General features: G+C 38.4%; 11 protein-coding genes. All 11 read right to left on the bottom strand.

Annotation, left to right across the window (positions count from 1 at the left end; genetic code table 11):
• Nucleotides 1-19 precede the first annotated feature (19 nt).
• The 11 genes from ACZSMY_RS14735 to ACZSMY_RS14685 all read right to left on the bottom strand — a co-directional run bounded on the left by ACZSMY_RS14735 (nt 20) and on the right by ACZSMY_RS14685 (nt 13,402).
• The gene (locus ACZSMY_RS14735) at nt 20-772 is read right to left on the bottom strand and encodes a class I SAM-dependent methyltransferase (RefSeq protein ID WP_193065192.1); all 753 of its coding nucleotides are present in this window, start codon (nt 770-772) and stop codon (nt 20-22) included.
• Nucleotides 773-997: 225 nt separating this feature from the next.
• Nucleotides 998-1,516 carry a GNAT family N-acetyltransferase gene (locus ACZSMY_RS14730; RefSeq protein ID WP_256705681.1) on the bottom strand — a complete coding sequence of 173 codons (519 nt, stop codon included), beginning with the start codon at nt 1,514-1,516 and terminating at the stop codon, nt 998-1,000.
• Nucleotides 1,517-1,639: 123 nt separating this feature from the next.
• Nucleotides 1,640-2,317, bottom strand: coding sequence for a flagellar brake protein (locus ACZSMY_RS14725; protein ID WP_256705680.1), 678 nt, complete (start codon nt 2,315-2,317; stop codon nt 1,640-1,642).
• Nucleotides 2,318-2,823: 506 nt separating this feature from the next.
• Nucleotides 2,824-3,525: a LutC/YkgG family protein gene (locus ACZSMY_RS14720; protein WP_332093888.1), complete on the bottom strand. Its 702-nt coding sequence runs from the start codon at nt 3,523-3,525 to the stop codon at nt 2,824-2,826.
• Nucleotides 3,525-4,949 carry a LutB/LldF family L-lactate oxidation iron-sulfur protein gene (locus ACZSMY_RS14715; RefSeq protein ID WP_455725287.1) on the bottom strand — a complete coding sequence of 475 codons (1,425 nt, stop codon included), beginning with the start codon at nt 4,947-4,949 and terminating at the stop codon, nt 3,525-3,527. The genes ACZSMY_RS14720 and ACZSMY_RS14715 overlap by 1 nt, the downstream gene beginning before the upstream one ends.
• Nucleotides 4,946-5,689 carry a (Fe-S)-binding protein gene (locus ACZSMY_RS14710; RefSeq protein WP_332093890.1) on the bottom strand — a complete coding sequence of 248 codons (744 nt, stop codon included), beginning with the start codon at nt 5,687-5,689 and terminating at the stop codon, nt 4,946-4,948. The genes ACZSMY_RS14715 and ACZSMY_RS14710 overlap by 4 nt, the downstream gene beginning before the upstream one ends.
• Nucleotides 5,690-5,731: 42 nt before the next feature.
• A complete protein-coding gene (locus ACZSMY_RS14705; RefSeq protein WP_042531843.1) occupies nt 5,732-6,445 on the bottom strand; it encodes a FadR/GntR family transcriptional regulator in 714 nt (237 codons plus the stop codon).
• A gap of 70 nt (nt 6,446-6,515) precedes the next feature.
• Nucleotides 6,516-8,105, bottom strand: coding sequence for an L-lactate permease (locus tag ACZSMY_RS14700; protein ID WP_289584977.1), 1,590 nt, complete (start codon nt 8,103-8,105; stop codon nt 6,516-6,518).
• Between the two features lie 505 nt (nt 8,106-8,610).
• On the bottom strand, nt 8,611-9,699 hold the full coding sequence (locus tag ACZSMY_RS14695) for a glycosyl hydrolase family 18 protein (RefSeq protein ID WP_465147927.1): 1,089 nt from the start codon (nt 9,697-9,699) through the stop codon (nt 8,611-8,613).
• A 70-nt stretch (nt 9,700-9,769) separates the two neighbouring features.
• Entirely contained in the window at nt 9,770-11,515 is a 1,746-nt protein-coding gene (locus ACZSMY_RS14690) for a polysaccharide deacetylase family protein (protein ID WP_465147926.1), read from the bottom strand.
• A 75-nt stretch (nt 11,516-11,590) separates the two neighbouring features.
• Nucleotides 11,591-13,402: a glycosyltransferase gene (locus ACZSMY_RS14685; RefSeq protein ID WP_465147925.1), complete on the bottom strand. Its 1,812-nt coding sequence runs from the start codon at nt 13,400-13,402 to the stop codon at nt 11,591-11,593.
• Nucleotides 13,403-13,442 lie beyond the last annotated feature (40 nt).

Below are 13,442 nucleotides of genomic sequence, written 5' to 3'. Positions count from 1 at the left end.
CACTATACCCAACTATTCTTTATACGCTCTGCTTTGCTTTCTTCTCCGCAGCAATCATCAAAAACATCGGTCTGCGCCATTCATGCTTCATCGCCGGCTCCCTCTCAAGCATTTCCTTTGAAGGTACTGACTCTTCCACACGTAAAATCTCAAATCCTGTTTGGATTAAATCGTTCATAAAAACAGACATCGGACGATGATATTTTATGACTGTTTCATTTAAAAAAGATGCTTCTCTTTTTCCTTCTATTTGATAATTATCCACTGGCCAATATAATGGATTCTTACTCGTTTGATCATATATCCAGTCCTGTTCTTTTCTTGCCGTAAAAATGGGATGCTCCACAGAAAACACAAAGCTTCCGCCTGGCTTCAATATCGTATGCACTTTTTCACATACACTGGAAAAGGACTTAATATAATGCAGGGCAAGCGAGCTGATAACAGTATCCATCGAGCTTTTAGAAAAATCGATGTCCTCTATAGCTTGATGCAGATATACAATCCCTGAATCATTGGTCAGTTCCTCTGCATGCGCAAGCATCCGTTCAGATATATCTGTTCCTGTCACAGATGCTGCGCCCTTCTCCCGTGCATAACGACTATGCCAGCCAAATCCACAGCCTAAATCTAAGACATTTTTTCCCTGGAAATCCGGCAGCATTTCTTTTAATATATGCCATTCACCGGCTCCTTCCAGCCCTTGTTTCGACCGGTCCATTTCCGCATATGCTTGAAAAAATGATTTATCATCATATTTGTTTTGTTTCAACGTGTCACTTCCTTTCCACCCTGTATATTATAATCGTCTATATAACGAAAAAAAAGCATATCTATTTAAAAACATGCTTTATTCTTGAAAATTATGTACCTGACAGCAACCTTATACAAATCTAAAAATAGATAAGGTGTACCGCCAGATTAAATATATTGAAGTTAATTGATTCTTATGAAATCCAAGAAGAAAGTAATGAGGATGGAAAACAACGGTTACAAATTATAAAATCTTTTCATACCTGCAATGATCATGATTTGTGCCCTTATAATCATAGCCAAAGTTTTTATAAATTTGGTTTAGTTTCTTATTGCTTTCTACACAGTCTAAACGAATCCGGCGCATTCCCTGCGTCTTCGTATATGCTTCCATCCATTCGACAATAGGTCTTCCTAAGCCGCGTCCAATATGATCATAGTCTACGGACAAGCGGTGCATATAAAACGCATCTTCGCTGGATTGTCCCCAAATGTTTTTATCCCAAGGGGTCTGCATTTCATTTAGTGTGAACGTAGCAATAATCTCATCGCCTTCTTTAACAACAAAGGTAGCTCCATCTTCAACAGACTGTCTTACTTCCGGATCTTCCTCATCCTGATCAAGGAATTCCCACTGCTTTAAACGGCTTTTCTTCAGCCATGTTGTTACACCCTTTAGCAGGCGGAGTATAGCTTTCATATCTTCCTTTTGTGCAATATACACATCTAGCTCCTGATTAATAGATCCAACTTTATTCGACATACCTCTACCTCCTTATACCCTTTGCTATACATTCGACATGAAAATTAAAAATTCCTCCTTTTTTATAAAAAAAATTCAAATTAAAGTAATCATTATCTCTTTCCAGATATTCCAATCCGTCATTTATCCCTTGGTTTTATTGCGAATCTCAATTTGTTTAGCAATACAGAATTTCACAATATGTGACCTGGTTCCTTCTCGCATATCAATAAATTGCAGCGCATTTTTATACATGCTATTCGATTGTTTTATCACATTCACAACACTGCCTTTGAATACAATTTTCTGCTGGGTATCCTTTGTTTTCAAATACAATGTTCCTTCGACCTTATCGCCTATTTCAACGATTTTAGACTGCGTCAGAAAAGCAGCTCCCCCGCCGCTTATATCGTGGGTAGTAACGGTTATACTTTCCCCTTCGGCTTCCTCTTCGTTCGGATTTGCATCTTCTGCAGAAGGCAGTGTCAAATCCATATCCAGCATGACTTTCACACGGAAAAATTGCCTTCTTTGCACTACTTTAATTGCATCTAAAGAGGGGTTCGTAATGGCGATTTTTCCGTTTTGCTGAAGATGTAATTGGGAAGAGAAGTTACAGAGCCCTTTTTTATCATCATGAAAACAGACTGTAACCATCATGCCGTTTTCAATCAGCATAGGTACATTCTGTTTATTGACAGGTCTTTGAATCAGCAGCTCAGACTCATTGCGAATGAGCTGTGTATAGTATGTTTTTCCCTCTGATGTTACCAGTTCAAGTAATTGGCCATTCCAAAATTCTGTATATGCTTCGTTGCTCATAATAAATCCCCCTTTTCTCCGTTACTTTAAATAGATCATGTTCATCCTTCAATTCATTTCATTCTATGTAGTCATACAAGGAAACATTCAATCCAACCAAAAACCAATTTTTGTATTATTTTTAGAACTAATAAACGAATCCTATTTCTTACCACTATTTTTACCGAACTTTTCTATGTGTTATATCTATCATGGTGCCAGCGTCTGTTTTCTCCTCTGTTAAAGGGGAGACGAAAATAATTATATCCAAACAAAAGAGTCCTCCCAAAATAAAAACCCATACTATATTTAGGTATTTAGACAGGACTACTTTATCCTAATTATAACGTTTTTTCTGATTTTTGTAATGGTAATTCTTATTATTCTTGATAAATATAACTCTTCCAGCTTAGTAATCACAAAAAAAAACACCTTTCCGTTCCGCGCGATTAAAAAACGCTTAACAGAAGAGATGTTTTTTTGACAGAAGCGGCTGTTTTAATAAAAAAGCTGCCATAAAAGCTATATTAATCTACTACAATATACGTTACCTTTACCGGTCCATGCACACCAACAATCAGATTCATTTCAATATCAGCACTGTTACTCGGACCTGTTACAAAACAAACACTGGAAGGAGGAGCAATGCCTTTTTCATTATCCTGATGAATCTTACCTGCTGCCTGTGTCATCCTGGGCACAATTGTTTCTTTAGGGATAATGGCAACATAGCATTTCGGCATTAAGCTGATGGATCTGCCATTATCTTTATTCGTCATCAATGCGACTGTTCCTGATTCAGCAAGCGTGATATCACTAAAGGAAATACCGACATCTGTTCTTTCGGCAATCACTTGGTTTTCCTTACCAAGGCTTGCATCCCAGATATGGACATCGACCTCTTTTGAAAATTCCTCATAAGCCTTATCCAGTCCATACTCCTGGTTACGCTTATCATTCGATGCAATAATCGAAGCTGCCTCATATCCATCTAATACTCTTTTCAGTGTTGCTTGCAAATCGCTTTTATCTGTCCGGACAAAATCGGTATGGATCACCTTACAATGCTCCTTTAGCACTCCAATCAGCTCTTCGGCAGAATAATCTTTAAAAACCTCATGCTGCGGCTGAACACTGTACTCCGGCCGGCTTACACCTTCTCTTCTTTGCGGACGTCCCAGGTTTGCGGCAAGATTGCTTAAAAAGGAGTCACGGTTTTGAATAGCCATTATGCCTCTCCTCCCTTCTGACGTTTATTCCACCAGCTGCGGAAGGATTGTTTCCCCGGTGCCGGAAAATCTCGGACATCCGTCCATTCTTTTAATGGTCCCGGACCATTTTCAACGTATTCCTCTTTTATCCACGGTTTTAATGCGCTTCTAGCAACTTTTGTACTTAATTTATACGCCGCCGGATTCGATGCCCATTGCGCAAAACCTTTCATCATGATTTTTTCAGAAGCAGGAGATTTTTTCTCTTCTTCTACAATAATTTCACGATGACGGATTAACTGTTCATGTAACGGAATTTTTACCGGGCAGGCTTCCGTACAAGCAGCACATAAAGAGGATGCATACGGCAATTCTTTATGATCCTCGTAGCCGTCAAGCAGCGGGGTTAATACAGCTCCAATCGGTCCCGGATAAATCGAGTTATACGCATGACCGCCGACATGACGATATACCGGACACACATTAATACAAGCTGCACAGCGGATACAATGAAGTGCAGACTGAAATTCTGTTCCCAGGATTTTAGAACGCCCATTATCCACAATTACCAGATGATAATCATCCGGGCCGTCGATTTCCTCTTCTAAGCGCGTTCCTGTAATGGTTGTGATATAACTGGTCAGCTTCTGCCCGACAGCAGCTCGTGTCAATAGGCTGACTAATACTTCCATGTCCTCCCAGGTTGGAACAAGTCTCTCCATCCCCATGACACTGATTTGTGTATCAGGAAGGGAAGTAACCATTTCCGCATTCCCTTCATTGGTTACCAATGTAACAGAACCAGATTCTGCAATCGCAAAGTTACATCCGGTAATCCCGACATCTGCGGTTAAGAAATCCTGCCTCAGCTGTTCTCTGGCAAAGGAAGCCAGTTCCTCGGGAGTATCTGATTTATCATAGCCTTTTTTATTTTGAAAGGTATCTTTGATTTGCTGCCTATTTTTATGCAAAGCCGGGGTGACAATATGGGATGGAGGATCTTCATCTAATTGCAGAATCCATTCCCCTAAATCCGATTCGACTACCTCTGCTCCGGTTTCCTCTAATGTTTTATTTAAACCAATTTCTTCGGTAACCATGGATTTGGTTTTCACGACTTTTTTCGCGTTTTTCTTTTTGACGACATTTTCAATATAGGCATTTGCTTCTTCTGCCGTCTCCGCAAAAAAGACATTGCCGCCGCGTTTTTCCACTTCCTCACTGAGCTGATATAAATAATAATCAATGTTTTCTAATGTATGGGACCGTATTTCCTCTCCAAGTCGGCGCCAATCTTCCCAATTGCCGAGCTCTTCCGCCTGCGTCAGGCGGCCATTTCGGAACCTTCCTTGTGCAGAAGAAACGGCCTGCCGCATAAAATCATTGTCAATCCCTTTTCCAATCCGTTCTTTATAAGGAGTTTCGCTAATTTTTATGCTCATACGGTTACTCCTTCTTGTTCTTTGACATGTGTATTTAAAATTTCTGTGATATGCATGACTTTTACATGTTTACCTTCCCTGCGCATACGTCCGCCAATATTCATCAGACAGCCCATATCTCCGCCGACAAGGTACTCTGCTTCTGTTTCCGAGACGTGCCGGGATTTTTCTTTTACCATTTCTGCGGATATATCTGCATTTTTCACAGCAAATGTACCGCCAAACCCGCAGCAGTCCTCTTTCACCGGCAGCTCAACAAAGTCAATTCCTTTGACATTTTGAAGCAGCTTGGTGGGCGCTTCCTTTACTCCTAAAATACGGGTCATATGACAGGATGGATGATAGGTTACCCTTCCCTCAAAGGTAGAACCGACATCAGTGATCCCTAATACATCCACGATAAACTGGGTTACTTCATAGGATTTACTAGCCAGCTCAATCGCCGGCTGTTCCCACTCCGGGTCTCCCTTGAATACGTTCGGATATTCTCGCAGCATCCCGACACATGAACCAGACGGGCCGACCACATACTCCGAATCTTTAAAGGCCTTTATCATCTGCTTCATTGCTTTTTTCGCTTCACTCAAGTAACCGCTGTTATATGCGGGCTGCCCGCAGCAGGTTTGAGCTGCCGGGAAATCTACTTCACAGCCCAGCCGCTCTAATAATTCCACCGTATTCTTACCTACATCTGCAAAAACAATATCACTTACACATGTAATGAACAAAGATACTTTCATTTTTTCCACCTCTTCTATTGATACCGGACATGAACGAGGTACTTAATTTTTATCAAGCTCCTGAAACAGCAACTGCTCTACATTCTCCAAATGCTCATACATTTTTTCTCTTGCCTGATCCGCCTGCCTATTTTTGATTGCTTGATAAATACGTTCATGCTCTTCATATAAAATATGTGACCGGTCTTCTGTATATAATAATATCCGACGTGCTTCCCGAATCGTCTCTGACATTAATTCGGAAACACTGCCCATTAAATGAATCAATAAATTCATCTGCGTTGCCTGAGCAACAGCCAGATGAAAATCGGTGTCTGCCTGCTCAGAAAGCTGATCATTCCCTTTCGCATCTGCCATCAGCTGTAACGCCGCTTCCATTTTCTCAAGGTCTTTGTCCGTATAGCTTTCTGCAGCATATGCGGCAGTGCCGACTTCTAAAATTTTGCGGACCTGATACAATTCTTTAACGTCATTCTGTTTCATTAAAAATGCCGTGCTTACAGGCAAGGTGAAAAGCTCTGCATCAAACGCTTTTACGTAGGTGCCTTCTCCCTGCCGCATTTCGACCAGCCCCATGGAACGGAGTCCGCTGAGCGCCTCTCTGATTGCGGAACGGCCGACGCCAAAGCTTTTTGCCAACTGCTCTACAGAATCCAGCTTGTCTCCTGACTTCAACCTTCCATCCTTAATCATGCCAATTAAGGAATCTGCTACTTGCTCATATATTTTTTCGGTTTTTATACGCTTATATTCCATCATGTCAACTCCTCTAGTACGTGAATCTATTTTAATTCATTCCCAGAGGTTTTTAAAGCCCATCAGCTTATCAGTCGAAGAATTGAATAGCAATAAACCCAGCCAATCCAATCATCAATCCATAGACAACGGCCGGAATCAGCGTTTTCCGAATAATATCCCCTTCTTTACCGCTCAAGCCAACGACCGCGCTTGCTGCAACGACATTATGCACACAAATCATATTTCCCGCTCCAGCTCCCATTGTTTGGGCAGCTAAAACCGTATTTATATCTAAACCCAATTGATTTGCTACGCTGTATTGAATAGGTGAGAAAGTTAATGTAGAAACCGTCGCACTTCCAGTAATAAACGATCCTAACTCTCCTAAAAAGGGTGCGACAAACATCCACATAAACCCTAAATGCTCCGCCATGCTTACGGCGATATACTGCGGCATGCTGATTAAATCTTCTGTATTTATTCCCGAATTTGTAAACACATGCACCATCGCTAACGTTGCCACTAAAGCAATCGCGGTTGACCGCATCGTCATCAGAGAATCCTTGGATGCACTAAAAAACGTGCCAATTGATTTTCGATGAACAAATACAGATAAAACTGCCGCAAATGTTAGAATTGTTCCTGGCGAATATAAAAACTCCCAGGCAGAGTCCACACCTTCTACACCAAAAATAGTTGTCCAAGAGAAATCAATGGCTGTCTGTGTGAACTCCTGCAGCCAAGGTATAATCCTGGTCATTAACAACAAGGCAACGACAATAACATAAGGTGTCCAAGCCGCCCCTATGCTCATCTTTGACTTCTCCGTTTTTACTTCAAAACCAGGGCGCAGCGCCTCTTTCCATGTCGTTTTTGGTAACAGCCAGCCTTTTTTAGCTGTGATTGTTGCTACTACCAATCCAGTTAAAGATGCTAAAATAGAGATAAATTCCTGACCAAATACCGAAGCATAGAATAAAGCAGACAACGTATAAGTAAACCCTATAAGAATGGTCCACGGAAGCATCGGCAAGGCATACTTAAACCCTCTTTTTTTACCAAAAAATAAAGTCATAATAACAATGACAATAAACGGTATAAATGATCCGGCGAATATATCTAACGTGGTTATCCGCACTCCAATTGCATTAAAGAACTCCGCATCTGCCCCCGGAATATTACTTAACCCTACTGCCAAAGGTGTCCCTACAGCTCCAAAAGCCACCTGTGTGCTGTCTGCAATCAACGCCAATGTCGCAGCAACAATCGGACGAAATCCTAAAGCTACCATTAATGGAGCTGTAACCATTGCCGGAGTTCCGAACCCGGCTGCCCCTTCAATCACTCCGCCAAATAAAAAAGCAACAATGACAACCTGAACACGCATATCTTCAGAAATGCTCTGAAAACCTTGATTGATTCTGTCCACTGCTCCTGTTTTGCGAAGTGTATCCAGTAAAACTAATGCCCCAAATAAAATCCATAGAATCGTTAATGTTTTATGGGCCCCTTGAAAAATCGATGATAGAATAACATTTCCTTCCATCCCCCAAAAAATCATAGCTATTGCAATAACGATTGCTGCGCTTAACGACATCCCCTTCATTGCCGGCATACGTAACAGAACTAAAAACACAAACGGCGCAATGATTGCACTTAAAGCTAATAATAAATACAAACGAATCCCCCCTTGCCGCTCTTATAAAACGCTTTCATTAGGTATGTATAAGTAAGGTCATCAGATGACCTTACTTATACATACTACTTTATAATTCTATTGATGACAAGATAAAATTATAAATTTTATCAAAATGAAAGAGAGAGTGCTCCATTGTTGTAGAAGCACTCCCTTTATTCTATTTATAAATAAACCCAAAATTGTAAAACTAAACCCTACTAATATCCAATGTTACACTATATTGAATTTGTCAAAAGTCTTAGTTAGATATCATCATTCTGCGTATTATAACCAAGCTATTTTATTTTTACAAAAATTGAATTGTTCTCCTGAGTATCTATTCAGTAGCTAAGCTTACAACTATTCCATTCCTTATCAAAAATTTTCATCGAGTAACAAAAAAACAATAAAATACAATCTTTCAAGGCTAAGTCAAAAACGCTTTTCCCCAGCTATGATTCTACTTATTTTCATCTATTCTAAATAATTTTTTTAGAGTTAGTAATCAAGCTTCTTCTTTATTTATTTGAGTTAAAACTTCTTCAAGATGATTAATTCTCCTTAGTGTATCTTCACTTAACCCCCCGGCTCTCCAAAAAGAAAAAGTATAATATTCTCCTTCCTCAGCCAATATTTTCGCCCATTCAGTCAGTGTTTCAGCATCTGCATACCATACTTCCACCTCTTGTTTTTCCTCTTCATAAATAAAGGTTAGGGAACCGCTCGCATGATCTCTTACCGGTGTTACATTATTTAAACTAATCAAATCTTCTACTTCATTTTCAGTTAGGGAAGTAACGTGATCATCTTTCCAACTGAAACCTCCTGTAGACAATGCAAATTCTATACTTGCTGCTTGATTTGAACACATGTCAGCTAAACTTTTTAAAAAATTTATATCAGTTTTAGGGCCGGGTCCACTGTGCATTCCATATAAGTTATATGTCATTATGGAATAATCTATATGCTCTGGTAAAGTATATTGTTCAACAGGGAACGATGGTTCAAGCACCACTCTTAACGCTAATCCTTTTCCTGAGAGTTGCTCTGATAATTCTTCTAAAAATTGCAGGTATGAAGATATATTTTCCTCAGGTATTTTTTCATAATCAATTTCGACACCATCTATAGGCATACTTACCGCATAGTTCATAATTTCTTCTATATGTTTTTTTCGCGTTTCTTCACTTTGCATCAAATTTTTTATAAGGTCCGGACTTTTTGGAATGGTAGAGCCATCTTCTAAAAACTGATCGTTCACCAGTGAAAGATATACCTGCTTATTCGCTCTTATCGGCTGTTGCAGTAATTCATCAATTAAATATTGGCCTTCTAGTGTAGTAAAGAGCTTTTCATTTTCATCAAAATAATTTCCAAATAATATAATGTTATCTACATTTGAAAGAGAGGAACTTACATCATCCAGACTCTTTTCAGCATCCCAGTCTACTATCCAAATAGAGGTTTTAACTGAAATGTCATCTACCCCTTCACTCGGTTTTAACATAGGTGTAGCTTTTTCCTCCTCAGCTGCTGAACACCCTCCTATAATAAATATGAAAATTATAACAACAATTATGTTTCTTAGCGGCAAATACATACCCCTCCTTTAAAAAACTATTAAACTATTTGGCATTCGACAGAACACGAGTTGAAATTTATATTTATAGATATTCTATGAAAAAGTCGATTATCTCATCTGTTTTATATTTTATATCTCTTTTCAGCTTTTTTTCTACTGGCGGTATAACCTGATAAATTATATCATCTTCAGAAGTTATTTGAAGCATATTAACAACCGAATCATAGATAGTATCAGTATTTTGTTGATGCTGCGTATTTAAATCTACAATTTTACCGCCAACTGCAAATTGTGTTAAGCCTTCTTCGTTTATCCAATCTATCTGCATCATATTTTTCCCCTCAATCTCAACAGTAATTTCCTGCTCATTAACATCCAATACTATTTGGCGATTATTCTGCAAAGTAACTGGATATTCATCATCATCTACTCGAGACCCTTGTTGTGTGTCTTCGTACGTATAAACCATGGCTTTATTAAATGCATAGTCATCTTGATTCCATTTAATCCCGCTTAAATCTGTTTCAAACAGTACCTCTTCTTTATCTGATTTCCGCTGATAAATATATAGTTTATTTTGTTCTAAACTAAATTTCAGCTCTTTATTGTCATTAGACAAATAAAAAGTCTGTTCTCCCATTACATTCCCTTCAAGGTTCATAGAAATACGATAAGATTCAGGTAATACTTCTTTTAAAGTAGCCACTACCTCTTTTTCCGGTTGAGAAGTTAATATAATCTTCTCTCCAACAAATTCTCCAACTCCACCATTTATTGACCACAGGTTTGCAATAGATTCATCACCGTTTTCAAATTGAATACCCCAGTCATAATCCTCTTGTATTTTCATTAAAAGATGGTTAGTCGACCACCAAGGAGCTACTTGCAGTCGATTTAGATTATATATATCTGTTTTTGGACCATTGAAAGAGGTTAAATCACGATTAAAATGAAGAGAAAAATTATCTGTTATCATTTTCTCATTGATTGATTCTACAGATTGATCCATATTATTGTACATTGAATTCGCGTGCATGATTGCATAAGCATTCGGAATTTCATTAAAATGTTCCGTATAAGATTCATGCATTTTATTATACTGATTCAAAATTCTCTCTTCCATTTCTCTACGCGTCTCTTTTGGAATCATATATTCATCTCGAAGATAGTCCATTAAGTAATGATTATAATATTCAATATCTGGGTGGTCAGGAATTGGTATATTATCTAATTCTCCCAAAGACTCTCCATTCTCATTAAATGTATTGATATAGGATAATTGATAACCATTTGTACCAAGTTCCCAGTAGCCGCTTCTCATCATTGTTTTTAAATCGTTCGGTTTTAAAAACTTTGTATCTCGCTCTTCAAATTTATTGGCGTAGGTATACATCGTTGCTTTATAATTCAGTTCCTCCAATAAAGATTGAGAAAAAATACTTGAATCTGTCCGCCCGTCTTCAAACGATAGATACAATGCCTTTTCTGGCAAAAGTTTTCCCTCATGATAATACTCTAGAATTTGCTGCAGAGAAATCGTTTCAAAGTCCTGTTCTTTTAAAACTGTCAGTTGTTTCTCTAATTGTTCTTTTGATACATGCTGCGTAGAGCCGCTTCGATCTACTCCAAAATATGAGATAGCTAGAAAACCTTCTTCATTTACCATAGTGTCAGAAGACAAAGTTTCATACCTTTCCGTAATAAAAAGTGTACGTATCAACAGAACGGCAAGTAAACTAATTACCACAAACTGAAATAAAGATTTAATCAGTTTAAACGTATTTTTTCTTCGCACATTCAATTTATTCTTATTTGATTGGGACGGCATATGCCAACCTCCCTAAAGTTATTTACTTTTGGCGGTATATAACTGCCATCTATCATTAGGCTTTGACACATTATATTATTGGGCTTTTTTTTGTTTTTTTTCTAATTTCTTTTCCCTAGCTGATACGTCTTGTGGCGTATCTCTTGTCCCCCATGTCGATTTCCAGAAGGTAACCCATGCAACTGGCATTTGCCAAAGTAAAATAAACTCATAGTACATGACAAACACAAAACCAAAAAACCACAGTTTACTTCGTCGAAAAAGAAGGTGTGCAAAGCTAAGCATAAGTGCCATCACTAGTAATCCAATTATGAAGGTTAATGGGAATACTCCATAAACAACCGGAACATATACAAGATTGTAGAGCACAATAATAGGTGCTAATACTGGAACAATAAAGCCTACTATGAAAAACAGCACCATAAATAGCTCTTTTTTAAAGATAAAGGTCATCGCCCTTAATGTTTCTCTCAGCCATGATCTTTTCCAGCGCATCTGTTGTTTTAAAAACATGCTAAATTCTGAAGGAACAATGGTAGAACAAACTGCTCTATCCTGATAGCTTGTTCGATGCGTTTTCAAAATCAAATTAGTCATGCTCCGGTCGTCTCCAAATGTTGCAGGATGCCCTAAAAAGCGCTGGTCTAACCAAGCATCTGCATGCTTTAAAACTAATTCTTTACGATAGCAAGATAAGGGGCCTGACAAGCAAGTAACACAATCAAAGGTTGCTTCTGCCGCCTTCATGATTCGAAATGCAATATAATATCTGACGGTTTGTAATTTAGTCAGCGTATTAGTGAATTTATTCTCTACTTCGGTTCTTCCTGCCACGCCACCCATTTTAGGATCTTGAAATGGCTGCACAATGTTTCGAATTGCATTTGGCTCCAAAAAGCTGTCCGAGTCAACAAAAGCTACTAGTTCATGCTTTGCTATCTTTACTCCTTCTACAAGAGCCTCTCTTTTTCCACCGTTTTCCGGAAGTTGAACAAATTTTAAACGGTTCTTTGTTTTAAATCTTTTCCCTTCTTGATACATCTTAGAAACTATTTTACGTATTTCTTCCATAGAACGGTCAGATGATTGATCATCAACAATAATTACTTCTAATTTATCAATAGGGTATGTCTGATCAAAACAAGTTGTAATTGTCCGCTGAATCCATTCTTCTTCATTGAATACAGGAATGATAATTGAGACTCCGGGTTCAAAATCCGGGTTTACTTTAACATTTCGATATAACATTCCGAAAATATATCTAGATAGCAAAAATGTTGCGGCTACTAAGCTATATGCGTAGAGAATTTTATTAAACTGAAAATATATGATACTTTCAGCACGCATAAGCATAACAACTAGCGCCATGAAGAATAAAAGAATGCTGGCTACAGCAATGGATAACCCCCATCTCCTACTCCGATGATAGCTTTCCATTGATTGTAAAAATTCAAAAGCATAATAATGTTCCTTTTTGTTTTCTTCTTCTTGAAATTGCCGGACAAGCTTTGCTTTAATATTCACCCTCATTTCAAACCCTTCAGGCATGGCACCTGAGGGTATTTGAAATTTTAACTTTATTTGTTCCCCTTTTTGTAGACCAAGATCTTCAGTGCTGCTCGGCAGTTGAACTAAAATTCCGGTGTTAGATATATCTACACAGTTTGAAGTCTTCTTTTTTCTACCTATTCTCATCACTACTGGAAATTCCGCTATATAACGTTGTCCATCCATTCTTGCTTTATATAATTTATTCGTATCTTGCTCTGCAATTTCTGTATCTGAACCACGGCGATCTAGATTTAACCTGATTCCATCTGGATCAGGAACGTTTGATAATATTCTACGGTCTTTTTTTGGATTTGTTAATATTTCTTTTTTCTTCATTGATGAATGTAGCTGTTCACACAGCTCCCTCCCCTACTTT

The organism is Oceanobacillus sp. B139/18 (assembly GCF_055524595.1).
The sequence above is the reverse complement of the archived record's forward strand: the minus strand, read 5'-3'. Positions and strand labels throughout refer to the sequence as shown.

Coding starts and splice junctions, on each gene's coding strand:
- ACZSMY_RS14730 (WP_256705681.1), bottom strand. CDS start 1,516: ATGTCGAATAAAGTTGGATCTATTAATCAGGAGCTAGATGTGTATATT.
- ACZSMY_RS14725 (WP_256705680.1), bottom strand. CDS start 2,317: ATGAGCAACGAAGCATATACAGAATTTTGGAATGGCCAATTACTTGAA.
- ACZSMY_RS14720 (WP_332093888.1), bottom strand. CDS start 3,525: ATGGCTATTCAAAACCGTGACTCCTTTTTAAGCAATCTTGCCGCAAAC.
- ACZSMY_RS14715 (WP_455725287.1), bottom strand. CDS start 4,949: ATGAGCATAAAAATTAGCGAAACTCCTTATAAAGAACGGATTGGAAAA.
- ACZSMY_RS14710 (WP_332093890.1), bottom strand. CDS start 5,689: ATGAAAGTATCTTTGTTCATTACATGTGTAAGTGATATTGTTTTTGCA.
- ACZSMY_RS14705 (WP_042531843.1), bottom strand. CDS start 6,445: ATGGAATATAAGCGTATAAAAACCGAAAAAATATATGAGCAAGTAGCA.
- ACZSMY_RS14690 (WP_465147926.1), bottom strand. CDS start 11,515: ATGCCGTCCCAATCAAATAAGAATAAATTGAATGTGCGAAGAAAAAAT.
- ACZSMY_RS14685 (WP_465147925.1), bottom strand. CDS start 13,402: ATGAAGAAAAAAGAAATATTAACAAATCCAAAAAAAGACCGTAGAATA.